This is a genomic window from Proteiniphilum sp., from assembly GCF_040307845.1.
Classification (GTDB): domain Bacteria; phylum Bacteroidota; class Bacteroidia; order Bacteroidales; family Dysgonomonadaceae; genus Proteiniphilum.
Window position 1 is genome coordinate 1 of record NZ_JAWRIS010000018.1, and the last position, 21,471, is coordinate 21,471.

Consider the following 21,471-nt stretch of genomic DNA (forward strand, 5'->3'; position numbering starts at 1 on the left):
CAGGGGATTGATCAAGCAGAAACTGTTCTCATACGCCAGGTGCATGTGGATAAACTGCCGGAGGCTGGAGATTTTCCTGATAACAGCAAGTCAAAGAACCATTGACGGCATTTTTGCCGCCTTCAAGCGGTTGTTCAACGGGTATATCGAAAAGATAATATCCCGTTTTTCAAACCGACTTTCTATTCTTATCGACTTCTTCGGAATGAAAAAATCATCCCGAAGAGAACGAATACTAATTTTTACTACTTTTTAAAGGGGACTCAATATTAATTCAATTAATTTATCGAAAATGAAAAAAACATCGACTATCACCGGTCACGTGGATTTATCAATACCCGCTATCGTGCTTTGTCTTTTGCTGCTGTTGCCAGGATGTGGAAACACAAAAAATGAGCACAGTAACCATCCGAAGACTTTAAAGGAAGTTTTAAAAGACAAGTTCCTGATTGGCGTGGCGCTAAACTCTCGTCAATCATCTGGAAATGATACCGCGGCGGTCCGAATTGTAAAAGAACATTTCAACGATATCGTGGCCGAGAACTGCATGAAGAGCATAGAGATCCACCCGGAGGAAAACCGGTATAATTTCACTCAAGCCGATGAATTCGTGCAGTTTGGAGTGGACAACAACCTGTCGATAACCGGGCACTGCCTTATTTGGCACTCTCAATTACCCGCATGGTTCTGTGTGGATGAAAACGGGGAAAACGTGTCTCCTGAAGTTCTGAAAGAAAGGATGAAAGATCACATATATACCGTGGTCGGACGATACAAGGGAGTGATCAGGGGATGGGATGTGGTAAACGAAGCTATCCTCGAGGATGGTTCGTATAGGGAAAGCAAGTTCTACGAAATTCTCGGTGAAGAATTTATTCCCCTCGCGTTTCAATATGCCCACGAGGCAGATCCAGAAGCTGAACTCTATTACAATGATTACAACGAGTGGTATCCCGGTAAACGGGAGACAGTCGTGAGGTTAATTAACACGCTCAAAAAACGTGGCATCCGTATCGACGGTATCGGCATGCAAGGACACTTGGGGGTGACGAATCCTGCCCTCGAAGCTTATCAGGAAACAATCGACGATTACGTAAACGCTGGTGTGAAAGTATTGATTACCGAACTGGACGTGAGCCCTCTCCCTGAACCACGACGAATAGGCGGAGCCAACCTTGCTGATCGAGAAGCCTACCGGAAGGAAATTGATCCTTACACCGATGGATTACCGGAAGACGTGGCCATCGAATGGAATAACAGAATGATGGACCTGTTTGACCTCTTCTTGAAAAACAGCGACAATATCCTGCGAGTTACCATGTGGGGAGTAAGTGATGGCGATTCATGGAAGAATAATTTCCCGGTCAGCGGGCGTACTGACTACCCCTTGCTTTTCGACCGGGATCACCAGCCAAAAGAGGTGGTCACGCGATTGATTCAACAGTTGTCGGAGTATTAATTTCTTATGATAGGGTTTATGAAAAAAGTGACGTTGTCCTCTGAACGAAAAAACTAAAGCAGAGAATAAATGCTATTTCCTGAACATCCAGTAATCAAAATACAGGAGTTCTCCTTTGGCATGACCCCTAAAAACAAAACAGACGTCGTGAACCCCCGTTACTTTTTCAATATCATTCGTAACCAATTCCCATCTGTCATTTCCTCCTGTCCGGGGAACATTGACTGTTCCGATCAATTTCCCGTCTATCCCGCCAAGCCGTATTTCCATCGTTACATCATTATGCACGGTACCCACTCTTGCCATTAATCCTGTAGCTCCGTCTTTGCCGAAATCAACGTCCATTACTTTTGTGTAACTGCCGTCTTTAGAGGCTGTAACAAAAACTCCCACCTGACTATTATGAAATGATTTCACTCCTTCCGACCAAGCGATGGTTTCGGCCTCATTTTTTAGATACGGATTGAGCGTAGCCAACCCTTTTGTGATTCCGGATGTCATTTTCAGATGGGGGATGGTACCATCCTCATTAAATTGAATCTCCTCAACACAAACGGATCGGGTGAATCCGCCTCCGCCGGGTAATGCGCCGTTATGATAAAAGAGATAGGTATTGCCTCTGAAATCAATGATTCCCGGATGATTGGTAAAACTGCTTCCCTCGGTAGGCATAAGTGTGCCCCTATATTCCCATGGACCTGTCGGATTATTGCTCGTGGAGTACCCAAGGTGTTCGGGAATGGGCCCGCCTGCCCACAACAGATAATAAAGCCCGTTTCGTTTATAAAGCCAGGGCGCCTCTTCATACAAAGTTTCCCGTTCGGGATTCCCCGTGCGTTTACCAAAAGACTCTTCTGTAAGGGGAATCTTTACTATCTCTCCACTATAAGAGATCATATCCTCGTTTAGCTTTACATAATAACAGTTCGGATTTCCCCAATAGAGATAGGCCTGTCCGTCATCGTCTATAAATACCGATGGATCGATATCGCCCCAGTTTGCCGAAACCAGGGGCTTTCCTAGAGGATCGTAAAACGGGCCGTAGGGAGAGTCTGCAACTGCTACCCCGATTGCCCCGCCGTTAACCGCCTTCGATGTTACCGGAACATACATGTAAAACTTGCCATTGCGCTCTATGCACTGTGCTGCCCATGCATCACCGGCCGCCCATTCAAAGGCTTTATACGAAAGTATCGAACCGTGATCAGTCCAGTTTACCATATCATTGGTCGAGTACAGTTTCCAGTCGTTCATGGTAAACCACGTGGAACCATCTTCGTCATGACTGGTGTATAGATATACCCTGTCGTTATACACCATCGGTGCCGGATCCGCCGTATACGCGGTTTGAATAACCGGGTTCTGGGCATGCAGAATCCCCCACATCATCCCTGACAAAGTAATGCTTAAAAGCATAATAGGTAATTTTATTTTCATCATTATTTATACTTTATGTTTCCTTCCTCTCCATCAAAGACCGATAGTGGGGCCGGTTAAAATGTAACATCAATTTTCCTGCCGTTATATGGTATGGTTTTCTGTGTTCCATCCTGCAAAATAACAGAGAATGTCCTGTGCTGCAACATGCTGTCGTACGAGCCTTGACGAGCGCCAATGGTTAATCTGCGTTTAGAATTATTCCATGAAAACGGGATCTCTGTATATGCACCCTTTTCATAGTTGTAATTGTCGAACTCATCCTCGTAAAGCGTGAAAGAACCATCTGCGCCTGTATAAACCTTTATTTCAAGATTATCCCATTTCTTTTCGGTTGCGTATTGTACTTCAGGTCCAAGCGGAATAATACTGCCCGCTCTGACATACAGAGGAATAAGATCAATGGATGTTTCTCTCGCAATTTGCTGTCCGCCATTGAATCTGTCGTTGGTCCAGAAGTCATACCATACAGTCCCTTCGGGCAGGTAGACAGTTGTTGATCTTGACTCTGTGAAATCAACGACGGCATGCTCTGCATCATTTGTCCCATCGTTTTTATTCCATCCGTCTTCTTCGTTTACACTCACGATGATTTCCGGTGTGTACTGTGCTTCAACAATAGGAGCCACAAGGATGGATTTACCGAACATATACTGATCCTTGATATCCCAAACCCGCTTATCGTTTACAAAGTCCATCACTAACGCACGCATAAAACTCGATTGTTTATCCGTTACTTCCCATGACGTGGAATAGATATAGGGTAAGAAGCTGTAACGAAGGTTGATGGCTTTCTCAATAGCATCATAGACAGGTTCGCCTTTTTCTCCGAAATAGTATATCTCGCGCTTGATATCGGTACCATGGGAACGCATCATTGGAGTGAAAGCTCCTTGTTGAATCCAGCGCACATAGAGTTCCTGGAACAATGGATTTCTTGTTGCCGATCCGTCGTTCCAGCTTTTGTTATAGCTGCCTACAAAAAAACCACCGATATCAGTATTGAAATTCGGATTGCCTGTCAGTGTGAAATTCAATCCGGCAGGGATCTGGTTACGAAATGATTCCCAGGAAGAACCAATATCTCCGGACCAGACATTGGCTCCATAGCGCTGCTGACCGGCAAAGCCTGAGCGGGTCAGGATAAAAACACGTTTGTCGTCGGATACTTTTCGCTGGTTTTCATAAACCCCTCCTACACTCATCAGCGGATAAGCATTTCTCACTTTACGGAATGACCCCAGGTAGGTCTCCGTATCCATATCTTCAGGCTCGAATCGCAGGTGATCGGGTTCAGTGGAATCCATCCACCATCCGTCCATACCCAACTTATGGAGTCGGGTCAGGTTTTTCCAATAAATATCGCGTGCTACAGGGCTATAAGCATCGTACACTCTCACACCGGATGGATATTCTAAATTGGGAGGCCAGGTTTCCAACCCGGATTCCGGCCAGGTTTTGAAATTGAATAATAAGCCCTTTTCATTTAATTCCCTGTATGGCTTCGTTTGTGGCCCGAAGGATGACCAGATAGAAATGATGACATGTGCATTGTGATTATGCACTTCATTGATCATTTGCTCCGGGTTAGGGAATTCGGGATTAAGAAATTCCATCGCATTCCACAGGTAGTTATTGCCCCAGTATTGCCAATCCTGTATGATGCCGTCTAAGGGCACACCCAGCTCACGATACTTGCTGACGACTTCCAATAACTCACTTTGACTCTTGTATCGTTCCCGGCTCTGCCAATAACCGTAGGTCCACAAAGGAAACATGGGAACCTGACCGGTCAGATTACGCATCTGCGCAATAACTCCATCCGCATTCCCTCCATACATGAAATAATAATCGATGCAATCTCCTACTTCCGAACTGAAAGAGGTTTCTTTCTCATTATCAGCAAATGTGGTAGGAGAGTAATTATCCCAATACAACCCATAACCTTTTACCGATTGAATGAAGGTAACAACATCTTCCACATTGCCTTGTACAAGATGTTTTGTTTGGTTGCGCTGGTTCATCTTTCCGTTCTGGAGGATACCCAATCCGTAAATTGCCTCTTCTTTATCCAATACAAAGGGTTGGTACACACTGAAAGTCTCCCTGCCTGCATCGTTGAGTCTGGTGAACTGCGGACCTGGATCTTTCTCGTTCAGAAGGGGCTCTCCTTTGGGACCGTAGAAAGATACATTTCCCGATTTCAGGTTCAGGCGTGCCTCAATACTACCGCTTTCCAGTCTGACCGCATCCCCTTGCCGGCTAATCTTCAACTGTATGGCTTCCGGTTTTTCAATGACCGCCAAACTTTCCTTCGTGTAGTCCCACCCTGCCGGGGATTTGAGTATTCTCACCGTCGAAGGGTTAAAAAACTGGATTTCCAACCCTATCGAATCCAGGGTCGTTTTAATTCCATATGGCGTTCTTTCATAATTTTGCCCCGTTACCGTCATACTACATAGTATGATCAACAATAAAAATTTAAGTCGTTTCATGATTTTTATTCCCTGTTATTATTTATTATTCATTTTCAATTCTTCCGGTTATCTTCAAAATAAGCTTGAGAATCCTACTGTCTATCTAAAATATGGTCGTCTACACGGAAATAGTCGAAATCCACAAACCCGCCGGGTGTTTTGGTGGCAAAATTGAACAGACCGAAGCGATAGCCCATGAAGTGTTCCATAAGGGTATAAACCATTTGTAGCGGTTCGCCAATCTTGTTCCATTTCTTGTTGTCAAGGCTGTAGTAAAAATAGGCTTTGTCATTCCTCTGCTCCTCGTCAACGACATTATAATCACAATCAATACGGAAATAAACCACCTCCTGCTTAACCGGAATGTTTGCAAACTCAGTAGGTTTTTTATCTTTCTGGCCTACCATGACGATTGATTTGGTGTTTCCGTCCATTTTCACACCGACAAATCCGTACAATTTTTGCAGCGCGATAAGTCCTGCGCAATCACCGTCCTTCATATTACTGATATCAATGGCGGTTGTTGCCGAACTTTCCGGGCCGAAGGTGCGCTGTGTCAGCGTATTTCTGGCATTCACCACGTCGCCATCTACACGCCCTGTAGTCAGGCGCAAGTACCCTTTACGGGCATCCACCGACCAAAGGCTGTTGTCGGGGTTATGATTCCATTGCCAGGCCAACAGAAGCCCGGGGTCTCCTTTTTCACGATCGAATTCGTCGGATTGTACGATATTTGACAGTTTATTTTCTCTTGCCGGAATATCGAGATATTGAGGAACGACACCGCCGTTCGCTACAACAGGCCATCCATCTACCCACTCCATCTTCATAAGGTGTGGAATACGCCCGACAGCCCCGAAATCGCGGAACATATAAGCATACCAATCTCCCGCCGGGGTGTCGATAATACTTCCCTGGGCAATACCACGGTCTTTCAGAAAAACTCGCCCCTCGTAGGGCCCCATAATATGATCGGCACGGTGTACTAACTCCGTACGGACATCGTTTTGGGGCCATGTAATATTGAAAAGGTAATATTTACCGTTGTGCTTTATCATTTGTGTGCCTTCGGCGGGCAGCCCGGGGATTCCACCTGCCACAGCGGTGGCGTTAGGGATTATTATTTGGTCGACGCCACCCTCTTTTATCGCCGAGGCGTCAGCGGTAAGTTCCCTGATACGTATATCTCCGGCACCGTATACCATGTACACACGCCCGTCGTCATCGAAAAACAGAGAATGATCGTGCAGTACCGGTTCGAACGAGGCCTCTTTCCAATCGCCCTTTTCAATATCTTTGGTCGAATAGACATGCGTCTTTCCCGAGGTGGCGGAGAAGGTGGATACGTAGAATGTACCGTTATGGTAGCGGAGGCTGCTTGCCCAGGAACCGGCACCGTAAGAGTTTTGTCCATTGCTCAGGTTCGCCGCATCGCTGTCTGTGAGTGTTTCGTATGCATAATTGAGCATCTCCCAGTTTGCCAGATCCTTCGATTTCATAATAGGCAATCCCGGGTTCATATGCATGGTGGTACTACTCATATAATAGGTGTCACCGGTGCGTATCACGGCAATATCCGGCACATCCGCCCAAATGATCGGGTTTTGGGCCTTTTTGCCTTCCTGTGCAAACAGATTGAAGCAAAAGATGGAAATGAATGCGAATAATGTGTACTTTTTCATTGATTTCTTATTTGATGAATAATGTATTAAATTGTAGCCTTTACACGTAAAATAGTGTAGGAGAAGGGGGGAAAGCTATAACCGAACTCTCTGCCGAATTTATTATAGAAACTCTCTTGCGGATAGATCTTTTTCGGTTCATCGAATGAATTTTCTTCCTCACCGCTAATTGCTGTGAGCGAGATTATTTTTCCTGTTTTTTCGACGTGACTGGCGCCGTCTAATTTCACATTTGTTACATAAGGAACGTCTGCCGCGTTGACAACCTTTACAATGATCTCACCGGTTGTTTCATCATATCCCGAAGAGAAAAATTGAAGCGGTTCGGAAGTTGAAACGTAGCTTAAAACAGATTCTCCATCCATAAACAGCTCGGCTTTTTCTGGAGTTACTACAAGCTTTACATCATACCATCTGTTTGTTTCCAGGGATTGAGGAATGGAACTGCCGTCGGTACTTCCTACATTCCCATTGGCATATAGCTGAACGGCAGTGGTGGAGTTATCCCATCCACCTACATTGAACACCTGCCCTTTTTGATGGTCTCCGGTAATCCCGAAATAGATGAAAAACCCTTCTTTTCCTCCTGTACGGCGAGCCTTGAATTCAAGCGTATAGTCATTCGCATACAAACCTTTCAAAATACGCCTGGTGGAGTGCTGCATGGATGTTTGAGACAATATGCCGTTCCCGGTTTTCCATTCTCCCTTTTCATCCGAAAACTGACCGATATCCAAATCGATCCTCTTATCACCCTGTTTTACTATTATCTCTTTGAACTCGACTTCCGTTTCGTAAGATCCGAACCCGACTGCACCGTCTTCTATCATTTGGAGCTTAGGTTGTGACTGATTCATACTGCTTCTTACATTGTAAGTCGGTATATTCTCGGCAGTCATCTTTTGCACATAGTATGAACTGCGTCCAACCACCTGGTCGGTATCGAGCCAGATAAGATTCACAGCCCAGGCGCGGTCATTGCGGTTTTCCAATAGAGGAGCGTAAGAAGCCATCGTAACCAGATCGCTGTTGCGTTCCATTCCGGTAATGAATGCAGCCTCTGAAAGCGCCGCGATCATATTTCCTCCGCCCACGTTGTTGTTACAAGCGTATTCACCCACATAAACCGTGTAATTTCCTCTCGGATGTTCATCAAAAATGGTTGCATTACGGAAAAAGAAATCCGGACTTACATACCAATGCGGATCCACCATATCTGTTTTCTCTATTTTTCCTGTTCCGCCTAAACCATGATTCGAGATCAACACCAATTCCGGGTACTTTTCCTTAATGGCTTTGTAAAATATATCGAAACGTTTGTCGTACTCATCACCCCAATTCTCGTTGCCTATCTCCACATATTTCAGAGGGAAAGGAGACGGATGTCCATGCTCCGCCCGTTTTGCTCCCCACTCGGTAGAAACATCCCCAATCGCGTATTCGATAGCATCAAGGCAGTCATCCAGATAATAGGCTATTTGACTTTCGGGTGATGCATCTGCCATACGGAACTGGCAGCCCAATCCCACATTACATACGTACATGGCGTCGGCATTGATATCTTCGCAAAACTGAAGTAGTTCATAAAAACCGAAACCATACGAGCAACGGTAACCCCAGGTACTGTATTCCCCGGGCCGGGCAGCAGGATCACCCAAAGTTTTTTTCCATTCAAAACGGTTTTCCAAACTGATGCCCTCTACCACACAACCTCCGGGCCAACGAACAAAAGCCGGATTTAGACCGGCTATCATATTTGCCACATCATCTCTTAATCCGTTCGCTCGTTGTTTAAAGGTGTTCTCAGGAAAAAGAGAGACGTAATCCAGCCATATTTCGCCGGTTGCATCAAATTCCAGGATCAGTTTTGCCCTCGGGTCTTTAGCAACAGGCGTCAATACAGCCTTATAGTCAGCCCATTGATTGGGTATTTGAGTTTCTATCACCGTGTTCGCTAATATATCCCCCTTTTCGGAAATAATTTTAGCGGTTATCGTTCCTTTATAATCAGAAGAAGTGCGGACAATGGTACGCAGATGATATTTTTCTCCTGCTTTGACACCCATTCCCCAATATCCTTCATTCATCAGCGACACCGGCGTTGACGCATCTTTGATAGATACTTTCAGGTTGTTGGGTGCAGTTTTAAATTTTGGGTTTTCTTTTGTCAGCTCCATTTCTGCCGCCCTTTTCTCTGTATTTAAGCTCCATCCGGGGACAGGTTCGGTTGTCCATCTAAACGTTCCGTCACTGATCTGTCCGGTAACATGGTTATGGACTTGCTTCGGAATTAACCGGTCGCCTTCGGCCCTATAACCGTCAGGCATTTCCAATTCTTCAAAACTGCGGTTTTTTACCAATTCTGCATATAGTCCGCCATCACCGGCATGGTTAATTTCTTCAAAAAAAACACCAAACATGGAAGGAGCTATTTCTGCTCCTTTCTCCTGAAGAAAAATAGTCAATTCTTCTTCAGAATCAGTACGCACACAAGATGTCAGAAAAAATGTGATTACAAACAAACTGCAAAAGAATGATCTCATCATAGATTCATTTGATTATTAGATGAATAATTTATTACTCTTCGGCTTCGTCACTATAAGGAGCACCCGTTTTTCCTGTATTATGAATAATGAGGTTCTATAGTGAACGAATGAAATGTTAACGTATCTAAAGCTATATACAAAGATATATCCGTGCTTTTTAGAGAAGTACCAATATTAGATAGATCATTCTATATTTTAGATAAAAATAGAATCCGAACTCATATTCTGGACGGCGATTCCCCAAAATACTTCTTAAATGCCTGGCTAAAATACTTGACACTTGAAAATCCGCACAATTCACTCACTTCGGTAACAGTATACTTTCCTGACTGCAACAATTCCACCGCGTAATTCAGGCGGATCCCTCTTATAAAATCTACCGGTGACTGATCTGTAAGGGATTTCAATTTTTTGTATAGGAGTGATGAACTGACATGCATTGCAGAGGCGAATGTCTCTTTATCAAACTCCGGGTTGTCCATGTTTGTTCGGACTAGTTCTACAGCTCTTTTTACAAATTTATCATTCAATTCGTTCGATAAAATCGGATCGCCGTCTGTTTCCTGGATAAGCTTCAAAGCCTTTTCTCTTACCGTTTTTCGGTTTTGGATAATTGATTTGATCCGCTGAGTAAGCAGTGCCATATCAAATGGTTTGGTCAGATAATCGTCGGCGCCGATGCCTAAGCCTTGTAATTGTTGCGTCTTTTCCGATAAAGCGGTAAGCAGAACAACCGGGATATGTGAGGTCTCATAGGTTGATTTCATCAAACGGCAAAGTTCAAAACCATCCATATTGGGCATCATGATATCGGAAATAACCAGTTCTGGCATTTTTTTCTGTATCTGTTCCCATGCCTCTACACCATCATCTGCCACAGTTACCTGATAGTAGCTTTGCAAGGCATGTTTAAGAAAGTTTTGCAAATCATTATTGTCTTCTACAACTAAAACATGCTCTTTTTTTTCTATGCTATGCTCCTTTTTACCGGATATACTAATCTCGTTGAAGTTGTTTTGTGCCTCAGGTATTAATTCCGGAGCACGGGGGACGGTTGGTTGTAATACATCCGACACTTTTTTGTATGGTATTACAACTTTAAACGTCGATCCTATATTTTCTTCGCTGTGCAAAGAAACATTTCCATCATGCATGGAAACATAGTTTTTCACAAGGAGCAGTCCTATTCCTGAACCTACCATTTTGGAATTAACAACATTGTCACCCCGGTAAAATTCTCTGAATAATTTAGATTTGGCCTTATCTGAAATTCCCAGACCATGATCCTTCACTTCTAAAACCCATCTGTCTTTTCCACATTCTAAGTTTATTTCTACTTTACTCTCCGGATGCGAGTATTTGATGGCATTGGAGATGAGATTATCCACGACCTTCTCAATTTTCAATTCGTCCAGCGCTGTTATATAAGATTTTTGATTGGTGGAGAATGCCAGGTCAATATGCTGTTTTTTTGCAGCTGTAGCAAACATGGATTGACGGCGAAATACTAAATCCACAATATCAGTCATGGCTAAAAACAGTTGTCCTTTCCTTATGTCTACTTTTTGAAAATCGAGCAACTGGGTTGCAACAAATGAAAGACGTCCGGACTGTTCTGTTGCCAGATTCAAATAATACCGACCTTCCTCCGACAAATCTCTTTCTTTGTTTAATTCTTCGATCGGAGCGCTGATCAGGGTTAGCGAAGTACGGATATCATGTGCGGTATTCGTGAAGAAACGTATTTTATCTTCGGTATGTCGTTGTTTTAAGCGGTTTATATAATACCGTAAAAGAATGATGATTATCCCGGCAATAAAAATGAATAGAATTAACCGGAACCACCAGGTTTTCCAAAAGGGAGGAGTGATATGTATATCAAACGAGCGTTCATTTACCAGTTGCGAAAGGGAACTATCATACATTCTTATTTTCAATGTGAAATTTCCGCTTGGTATACTGGCATAGGTCAGTACGCGTGAACTCGTCGGTCGTGACCATTCGTCGTCGATCCCTTCCATTTTCCAGGAAAATTTGGAATTGGCTGTTGCTGTTCCGATGGCAAGAAACTCCAACGTCAATGTATTTTGCCCGTAACCGAGTGAAATATGCTGCAGATTGTCTAAGGGAGTGTCCAGTTTGAAGGTGGGAGTATCTCGTATCGAGCGCCCCGAAATAATTAAATCCTGAAGAAATATGCGCCCTTCCGACTGGGAGAACTGTACCACTCCCGGATAAAACATCACGGCTCCATTGTTCGTTCCCCAGATCAGTTGTCCGTTCCTGAGTTGAAACGACGAACTTTGGTTGAAAGAGACATTAAAAAAGGGAGATACGGAAGAATATATCAGGACACTTTCATCATCGGGATTAAATCTGCATAATCCGTTCTCGGTGCCTAACCATAAATATCCTCCTTCGTAGAGGATACTGTTGATATAATTGGAAGGCAAACTTGTTTCCGTAGTGTATTTATCAACAGATCTGTCTTCCAGATTATACCGGAGCAACCCGTCTCCACAGGTACCTAACCATACATCGTCTCCTATTATCAACACGTCATGCAGCAAATATCCATCCAGTAATACTGCTGTTTCGGCAGATTGTTTATCCAATAAAGATAATCCATATGTGCAAGCAAGTAAAATATGCCCCGGCTTCAACTCCCCAAAAGCGTATACCGGATGAAAAGGATAAGGGATGAACTTGTTTTCTTTTTCCACATAGCAGAATGTATCACCCATCGGGCCTCCTAACCAAAGATCTCCCTGGCTGTCTTTGAAAATATCAAAGATGAAATTGTTTGTGAGTGACGACCTATCTTCTTCTCTAGAATAGTGCGCTATTTCCTTGCCGGATTTTCCATCTATTACGTACACCCCCGACGAATAGGATCCTGCCCAGATATTACCATTATTATCTTCGCAAAGAGAAAGAAAAACCTGGGCTTGCTCATGTTTGTCGGCGAAGTATGTTATCCACCTGCCGGATGTTACATTCCAGCAGCTTATACCATTATTTGTCGCGAACCAGAGATTCCCTTTACTATCTTCAATTACCTTATTTACATTGTTATTGTTGAGTGAATTGTGATTGTTTATCTGGTGAATGATTTGACTGACATCTGTAGATTCCTGATCAAAATAAGACAATCCTCCGCTATAGGTACAGACCCATACACGTTGATTCTTGTCACAAAATATATCGTAGACTCCGTCTCCTTTCAGGGATAAGAGATTGTCCGCATCTTCCTTGTAGATGTTGAGCACTTTATCTCCCGCTTTGGTTAATTCCCAGATACCCTGTCCGTCGATACCGACCAGAATCGTTGAATCGGAATTGGGTGTGATGGCCTGAATCGGTTGTTTGGGAAATGTTTTAAACGGTACATGGGAAAAAGAATTTTTCTCCAGATCGTAAAGATACAGTCCGTCGGAGGTTGTTCCCACCCACAACCAATTTGTTTTATCATCATAATAAAGGCTGGTGGATTTCAGCGTGAATTGTGCGGAATATTCATACAAACACTTACTATCCATTGTATTGGCATTTATTAACCAGATACCTCTGTCCTCAACCATAAACAGGTGATCTGTATCGCACCATGCTATACGATGGATATCCGAGAGGTAACCTCCGCCTATACGGGATATTTTTCCTTCACTATATTTATATAACCCAATCGATGAAGCGATCAAAAAAGAACCCGTTTGATCAATAAGAATATTGTTTATTACCAAGTGGCTGTCTTTCAGGGGATCCCTGATGTCTATTATCAGGTCAAACCTATCGGACAAGACGTTGTAGCGAAATATTTGCCCGTTGTTCGTAAAGGCCAAAAGGGTATCATTTTCGTAAACAAGTTTCACATTGATGACATCCGCTGTTTTATAAGGAAGTTGATAAATACGATAGTTGTCTTCGGAGAGCCTTGCTATCCCGGTTTTGGAGGAGGCCCAGATAAAACCGTGTTTATCTTTGCAAATAGAAGCTACTTCTCTCATGTTAATTCCATAAATCGTATTGATGTCATAGAATTTTACATTTGATGAATATAAAGTAAGTGTTGAGAGTATAATAGCTGTAATGAATAATCTTATCTTCATAGTATTCCATAAATCAAAATTATATAAAATTCCCTTCAACCCAGTTATTGTCTGTTTAAAAAACAGGAGTATTATTTGGATATCGGTTACTGAAGGCATTACCCGTCACGATATCTTTCGCGTTCGAGGAGTTGATATAAATGATAAAGCCCATGTGGCTATATAACTAACTCATTACATACTGACTTTCGATTAAGCGTTAATAACTGTTTCTTTGTGATGCAAAATTACAATAAATAAATCAATGTCGTTTAGTTAGACTATAACTTTTTCTTGCTCATGTAATACACTTTCTTCGTCTTACGATTTTTGGGATTAATCCTGCACGGTCTTATAATCTCACAAGCATCCCTCATCATATCGTCAAAGGCATTTAGAGTGTTCTTGAAGTCCTTTTAACCACTGTCTTCCATCAAGCTGCTCGGCGTTACGCCAAAGTGCCTGGTAAAACAGCGTGTGAAATATTTAGGATCGTTAAAACCTACTTTATAGGCAATTTCCGAGATATTCATATTTTTGTCGGAACGATTTTTCAGGATTAGCTCATGCGCTATTTTAAGGCGGTAATTCCGCATGAATTGTGAAGGAGCCTGCCCTGTTATATCGTGCATTTTTTTGTTCAACAGGCTTTTACTGATCCCCATCGTTTCCACAAAGTCATTCACTTCGAAGTAGGAATCATTAAAATGTGTTTTAACGACCTCCATCGCCTTGTTCAGGAACTTCTTGTCCCGCGACTCTTCTTCGATATTCAGGATATCCAGGTCCATTTCATACCTGAACTCTTTTTTGCTGCGCTTGCGGTTCCCAATTATATTATCTATCCTCGTAAGCAACAATTCCTCATCGAAAGGCTTGAGCAAGTACTCGTCCACCCCCACCTTGAAACTTTCGATTTTCGATTCGACGGAAGTTTTTGCGGTGAGCATGAGAAAAGGAATGTGCGAGATGGCGAAGTTCTCCTTTACCCGTCGCGACAATTCAATTCCGTCCATCACGGGCATCATCAAGTCGCTGACAATAAAGTCAACCGGCTTCAGATTGAGGATAGAAAGGGCTTCCAGACCATTGCCCGCCTCTAATACATTGAAACGTTCCGTCAATATGGAACGGATATAACTGCGCATATCAGGATTGTCTTCCACCACAAGTATGGTGATGCGTTCTGTCTCCTTTGCGGTGACTATGTCATTTTTTTCCATCGGGATCGTTTCGGAATAACCCGAGTCCTTGCCACTTAAAGGGAGAAGCACCCGGAAAGAAGCTCCTATAGTAGGGTTATTTTTTGCATAAATAGTTCCGCCTTGCATCTCCACAATGCGTTTACAAAGGTATAGCCCGATACCGGTGCTGCTTTGCCCATAAACCGGATATTTTATATTCTTTTTAGACTGATAGAAACGATTGAATATTTTATCCAGTTCATCTTCGTCCACTCCCATTCCGGAGTCCCTGACGGAAATGTACAGTCGTTCCTCATGGGTCGTTTTTTCCGACAATAAGGCCATATACACACAGACATTTCCACCGTCGGGAGTAAACTTTATGGCATTGGAGAGCAAATTGGTCATCAGTTTATTCATGTTCTCATGGTCGAACAAAATTTCAGGCGTGTCCATCCGGTACCTTTTTTCAATATGGACTCCCCTTTCCAGGGCGAATACTTCAAAAGGTTTCAGTATCTCGTCGGTATAGTACAGGATATTTCCTTTTGTTTTCACGATTTCAATCTTATCTGATTCCGCTTTGCGGAAATCCATCAACTGATTGACCAGTGATAACAGGTATTTTGCATTCCGTTTCACGAAGCCCAGTTGTTCGATCACTTGCGGATTATTACTTAATTTCAAAGCTCGCTCTACCGGCCCGGATATCAAGGTGATGGGAGTCCTGAATTCATGCGTTATATTGGTAAAAAAGGCAAGCTTGTCAACTGTCAATTCCTGTATTTCCTCCGACAACTTGACCAACTGCTCCTTTTGCCGTGTAATTTTCAGGTTTTGTCGCTTCAATACCTCGTTTTGACGGGAAAGCTCGTAAGTCTGGTTTTCCAGTGTTTCCTTTTGTTCTTCCAGCTCTTTTGTCCTCTTTTCCACTGTAAGCCTCAACAATTCCTTTTGTTTTTTTAATGCATTGATACGCCAATGGTAGATGCGCAAAACGGCCAAAGAGCAGGCCAATACCATCAAACTGATAAACCACCATGTTTTATAAAAGAAAGGCGATACCACGATTTTCAATTCTGTAAGTCCGGACACCTCTGCTTCATCCGAATCCACTTTTACCTGAAAGGTGTAAGTGCCCGGAGGCAGGTTGGTATAACTGGCAAAACGCCGGTTAAAGGGTGTTTTTATCCACTCGTCGTCGAAGCCAAGCAAGCGGAAAGCGTAATTCACTACATGTGCATTTTCGTAGTCTAAGGACGAGAACTCGAGTGAAAAGGACTTGTCTCTCTCATGGAGATGCAAGCTGTGGGCCTGCGAAATGTCCCTGTCAATATATTTTCCGTCATAAGGCTGAATGGATTTGTTCAGCACATTGAGTTTGGTAAGCACCACTTTTGGGGGATGATTCTCGTACATTATCGGGCTATTTTCAATAACGGTCATTCCGTTGAGATGTCCAAAATAAAGTTCACCCCTGCTTTTCGAGGCGAAAGCGGCGTTCCAGTAAAACTGGTTACCATTCAGCCCGTCATCGGAAGTATAGTTTGTGAAACGGTTTTTCTGAATATTATAACAGGATAATCCGTTGTTGGTGCTGATCCATATATCGCCATCCAGGTCTTCTGCGATGCCGAAAATGCAATTGTTGGGCAATCCATTCTCGATGGTGAATGATTGAAACTTGTCGTTGAGAGTGGTGCCTTTATCTTTTTTGTACAATCCATATCCGTTCGTTCCAAGCCATACTGCGCCATCTGACGATTCATAGATAAAGGTTATTTTTTCCACAAAGAGGGACTGGGGATTGTCTTTTTCCCGTTTGATGTAACAATAAGAAAAGTCTGAAGGGTTTTGTGAAAACGAATCGAGGTTGATAATGATCAACCCTCCCGATGTGCCTACCCAAAGCTGGTTGTCGCTATCCACAATCGATCCGATAACGCCCTGTATGTTTTTAGTGACCGAATAGGGTAGGGGATTACTGATTTTTTGCCGGTGAATATCATAAAAAAATATTCCCCTATATGTTCCGATCCACATTCCCCGGTTAATGGGGTCATAGCACAAAGCCCCCACGAAATCGGCAGGAAATTCAGGATTGGCAAGGGGGGTAATCAAGCTGAAAACGGGTTTTCCTTGTCTGTTTTCAAGCACATTCACCCCGCCACCCCATGTTCCTATCCATAACCGGTCCGAATGATCGGAAGCAAGTGCGCTTACAGAGTTGTGGCTCAGGCCTTCCGAAGTAGTGTAATGTATGAAAACATCACTGTCCCTTTTTTTTCTGTTGAGCCCTCCTTCTACACTGCCCACCCACAGATCACCCGACCCGTCTTCAAAAATAGCATTGACAGGGTTCTTCGAAATGCTTCCCGGTAAATCATTATCGTGCACATAATTATGGACGGAAAGTTTCCGTCTGTTCATCCTGTTTAATCCCCCCGCTTCGGTGCCAATCCAAACCAAAGCACCATCGGTCAACAGACAGTTGATAAAATCGGAACTAATCGTGTTCGACATTCCTTTCTCATAGCTGTTTATCCGTATAAAATGATCGGTGGTAGAATTGTAAAAATTAAGTCCTTTCAACGTTGCGACCAGCAGTTCCTTGTCGTCTGTCTCGGCTAAATCGGTTACCGTTCCCTGGGAGAGGGATTCAGGTTCGTCCGGGTCATGGGTGTATTGGCGTAGAGAGTGGTTGTTTTTGTTATACCTGAACAAGCCCCTGTCTGTTCCGATCCATACTTCGTTTTCTTTTTCAAAAAAAACAGAAATAAAACAACCTTTTTCAAAAATCAGTGAAGAGGATACTTCCGCCAAAAACAACTCCCCTCCCGGCCGTTTTTTCACAGCACAAACATGATGATTATAACCGACCCATATCTCGTTGTCAATCTCCCGTATGGCGGTTAACGGTCCGAGTGATGGTCCAAGATCGCATTCAACGGCATCGATTTCATCGATGCTTCCATCTTGCCGGAGTGTTATCCGGTATACATCGTTTTCTACCGATAGCCACATATTCCCACCGCTATCCTTCATCACCATATATGCCGGTTTATTCAAAAGCTCCGATAAGGTCCGGTCTTTGTAAAACGAATCATCGAGAAGTTGGGTGGAAAGGTTCAGGATGTTTACTCCTCCTTCCGAAGCAATCCATAAACGATTGAAGTTGTCTTCGCACACCTTATGGATGAAATTGCTGCTCAATGCCACCGGATAGGTGGAGATATTGTAATACTTGAAGTCGTAAGCGTCATATCTCGACAATCCCCCTCCCAAAGTGGATATCCACAAAAAGCCTTTGCTGTCCTTGTAGATGTCGTCCACAAAATGATGCGGCAGGCCTTCCTTCAGCGTAATGTGACTGAAATTGTAACGTTTGAGATGTTCTTCCTGTATGCCTGAAGCGTGAATGAGAGACAACGAAGAAAAACAGAGAACAAAAAAAAGAAATGCTTTTCTCATGCGTATTGTCTTAGTCCTGGCCATTAAACCAAATGTTGATTATTGGGCAGAATGATTCTCTCTACTTATTGTGACAAAATTAATAATAAGTGTAGAATTGCACACTTATTTTTGTATGTTTAAAAACATACAATCCCAACAAAAAGATGTATACCTGAAGTCTATATTTATCGAAATAGACTAAAATCCACATAATTGATTGAGAATTAATTGTATGGCAGAATTTTAAATACCACTTTTTCGGTATCAACATTTAAAAATTATCCTCATCCGTGGAAAACCGGAACTGATACCTGTATCCGAACAAGGACGAAGTATCTGTGTTATCAATGTCATTGACTGGTTATTGTGAAATAGTGCAGCTGCCACAATGTTTTTATCTCACCCTGAATGCCCTGTATAAATGTGGATGTTCTGCATAGTGCCTATAAATCCGCCGGGAGTTACTTGTGAGAATTAGAAGTTAATCCGTATCCCCTTGCCCAATGTAGTGATATCCCCTGGTTTTCGGGAGATGCGATAGTAAAAACAAGGTTCATCCGATCCAGTTTCAATACGAAGAATAAAGTCACAAGATACAAAACAATTTCTTCACCCGCTTCATATCTTGTGACTTTTTTATCCCGTTGAGTTATTCGGCGTTCACTGTTATCTCCGCCGGTTCCAGCCAGGGAGAAGTGAAGTTTATCTTTATTTCCCCTTGTTCCCCGGTCGCCTGCACATACGCCAGGATATGGCCATGGAACATGCGATGACTGTTATCGGTATAATCGGTCATATCGGAATTATTGCTGGCTTCCAATCCGAGAAGTTTGGCGGGGCCGGTTATCCGGCAGGTAACCTCGTCGTCCGAAAGTATTACCGGAACACCCTCTTCATCTACCACCTGCACCACGATCTGGGCCAATCCCTGTTCTTTATCTATCTGTTTTTCAGCCCGGACAATTTGTAATGCGTGGGGTCGCTTCGATGATTGGATGGTATAACCGGAAACGGTTTTGTCGTTCTTATCCAACCCCACTACTTCCAGTTTCCCGGATTGATAGGGGATATCCCAGAATATAATACCGGTATTGTCGTCGTACTCTTTTGTCTCTCCGACTTCCACACCGTTCAACAACAGCTTTGCCTTGGCGGCGTTGGTATAGCACACCACCCGGATGGATTGGCCTTCATGGTAGTTCCATACCGGCCATGCATCCATCGAAGGTACCCTTTCCACATAGTTCGAAACATTATCGGTTTCCGACTGTGACAATACATCCCGGCTCTGGCTCCGGCTTCCTCTGCCCGGCGTGGGGTAGGTACCCAGGTAGGCCATCGGCTTGTCAGACCATAACGACTGTCGGAAGTATCCCCTCGGCTTGATGAATCCTCCAAAGTCGAGCAAGCCCGAATAGAATCCCCTTGAAGGCCATCTGCCCGACTCGCCGAGATAATCTATCCCTGTCCAGAGGAACTGTCCGAAAATATGCTTCCTGTCGCGTGTGGCTTTCCATGCAGCCATATCGTGCCGGTTTTCACTTCCATAGATTACCCGGTTGGGATACCTCTCATGGTCGCTGTCATATTTATCTTCGGTATAATTATAGCCTGCAATGTCCAACGCTGACGGATATTCGGTTTCATTCGACATGGCCACACCGGCCAATCCGGCAGTGACCGGGCGCGAACGGTCATACTTTTTCACCACGCTTACCAGGCGTTTTGCAATATCCCCCAATTCCATCGCATCGGGCGCATCGGGGTTGTATCCGCCATAAGAAGCTTGTGTGAAACCGGCTTTCTCTCCACCGAGCACCGGGTGCGAATAGGGATCGTTGGGATAGTCCACCTCGTTGCCGATGCTCCATGCAAAGACAGAGAGATGGTTCCGGTCGCGCCGCACCAGGTCGGCAAGGTCTACCTCTCCCCATTCCTTGAATATGTCATAAGAACCCTGGAAACCGGGAGTACCCACATTCCAGCCCTCTATCCATTTGCGCTTGGGAAATACCCATTCGTCGTACATCTCGTTGAGCACCAACACCCCCATTTCATCACATAGTTCGTACAGATCAGTCGCCTGTGGGTTATGGCTTGTGCGGATCGCATTCACCCCTATCTCTTTCAGGGTCTGTAAACGTCTTTTCCATACCTCACGGGGAACGGCCGCGCCCAGCACGCCCGCGTCGTGGTGGATACATACCCCTTTCACCTTCATCCATTCACCATTCAAGGCAAATCCTTGATTGGGATCGAAGGTATAGGTGCGGAATCCGGTGCGGGTTGTCGTTTGATCGATTTCAACTCCACCCTTCAGCACAGTAGTCTTCAACTCATATAGATTCGGATCGGACAGTGACCAAAGTGCCGGTTTGTTTACTTTTAATGAGGTGGTCAGTTTATTTCCATTGCCGGGCTTTGCAGTGAGTTTCTTCGCGTCTTTTGCCACAAGCTTTCCTTCTGCGGAGTATAATTCATTTACCACTGTCAAAGAGGCATTGCTCCCTTCTTCATTATTAATTTCGACTTCCACATTCAGGTGATAACCATTCTTTGTTTCTTCGGGATAAGCATATACACCCCATTGGGCTATATGTACAGGGTTGGCATATATCACCCACACATCGCGGTAAATACCAGAACCGGTGTACCATCTCGAGTCGGCATATTGGCTATGGTCCACCCGCACGGCAATCATGTTCTCCTGGCCGTATTGGATGTAGGGCGTGGCATCAACCATAAAGGAGATATAGCCGTTAGGACGCTTGCCCAGCGACTGCCCGTTCAGGAAGAGTTCGCTGCGGTTATACACTCCCTCGAAATAGAGGTATACTTTCTGTCCCTGTTTGTCGACTGGTATATCGATTGTTTTACGGTACCATCCGATACCTCCCGGCAGATATCCCGTAGCACTGGCAAGTGTGGGACTTAACTGGCCTTTTACGCTCCAGTCGTGGGGTAATGACACCTGTTGCCATCTTGTATCGTCCAATCCAACCGATTGTCCGTCCTGCACATCACCCAGGATAAATTTCCAGTGGTCGTTGATCTTTTCAGGCGATCCGAAAGAGACCTGTGCCCGAAGAGACGGGGTAATGCTTATAACCAGTAAAATAATGAATAAGAGAGTTTTTTTTCGCATGAG

At 44.0% G+C, this 21,471-nt stretch carries 8 protein-coding genes; 1 reads left to right on the forward strand and 7 read right to left on the reverse strand.

Annotated features, from left to right (window positions below):
• The first annotated feature begins 292 nt into the window (after window positions 1-292).
• Window positions 293-1,459 (forward strand): endo-1,4-beta-xylanase, encoded by a 1,167-nt coding sequence (locus tag ABV001_RS03885; protein WP_352421613.1) that lies wholly within the window; start codon window positions 293-295, stop codon window positions 1,457-1,459.
• Between the two features lie 72 nt (window positions 1,460-1,531).
• Here ABV001_RS03885 and ABV001_RS03890 read toward each other — a convergent pair whose 3' ends face one another.
• From ABV001_RS03890 to ABV001_RS03920, 7 genes are all read right to left on the reverse strand, one after another.
• Window positions 1,532-2,899 carry a glycoside hydrolase family 43 protein gene (locus ABV001_RS03890; RefSeq protein ID WP_352421614.1) on the reverse strand — a complete coding sequence of 456 codons (1,368 nt, stop codon included), beginning with the start codon at window positions 2,897-2,899 and terminating at the stop codon, window positions 1,532-1,534.
• Between the two features lie 53 nt (window positions 2,900-2,952).
• On the reverse strand, window positions 2,953-5,391 hold the full coding sequence (locus ABV001_RS03895; protein WP_352421615.1) for a glycoside hydrolase family 31 protein: 2,439 nt from the start codon (window positions 5,389-5,391) through the stop codon (window positions 2,953-2,955).
• Between the two features lie 74 nt (window positions 5,392-5,465).
• Window positions 5,466-7,055 carry a glycoside hydrolase family 43 protein gene (locus tag ABV001_RS03900; protein WP_352421616.1) on the reverse strand — a complete coding sequence of 530 codons (1,590 nt, stop codon included), beginning with the start codon at window positions 7,053-7,055 and terminating at the stop codon, window positions 5,466-5,468.
• Between the two features lie 26 nt (window positions 7,056-7,081).
• Window positions 7,082-9,598 (reverse strand): alpha-L-arabinofuranosidase family protein, encoded by a 2,517-nt coding sequence (locus ABV001_RS03905; RefSeq protein ID WP_502929843.1) that lies wholly within the window; start codon window positions 9,596-9,598, stop codon window positions 7,082-7,084.
• A 221-nt stretch (window positions 9,599-9,819) separates the two neighbouring features.
• Window positions 9,820-13,707: a hybrid sensor histidine kinase/response regulator transcription factor gene (locus ABV001_RS03910; protein WP_502929838.1), complete on the reverse strand. Its 3,888-nt coding sequence runs from the start codon at window positions 13,705-13,707 to the stop codon at window positions 9,820-9,822.
• A 395-nt stretch (window positions 13,708-14,102) separates the two neighbouring features.
• On the reverse strand, window positions 14,103-18,341 hold the full coding sequence (locus ABV001_RS03915) for a hybrid sensor histidine kinase/response regulator transcription factor (RefSeq protein WP_352421619.1): 4,239 nt from the start codon (window positions 18,339-18,341) through the stop codon (window positions 14,103-14,105).
• A 631-nt stretch (window positions 18,342-18,972) separates the two neighbouring features.
• A complete protein-coding gene (locus ABV001_RS03920; RefSeq protein ID WP_352421620.1) occupies window positions 18,973-21,468 on the reverse strand; it encodes a glycoside hydrolase family 2 TIM barrel-domain containing protein in 2,496 nt (831 codons plus the stop codon).
• Between the last annotated feature and the right edge of the window lie 3 nt (window positions 21,469-21,471).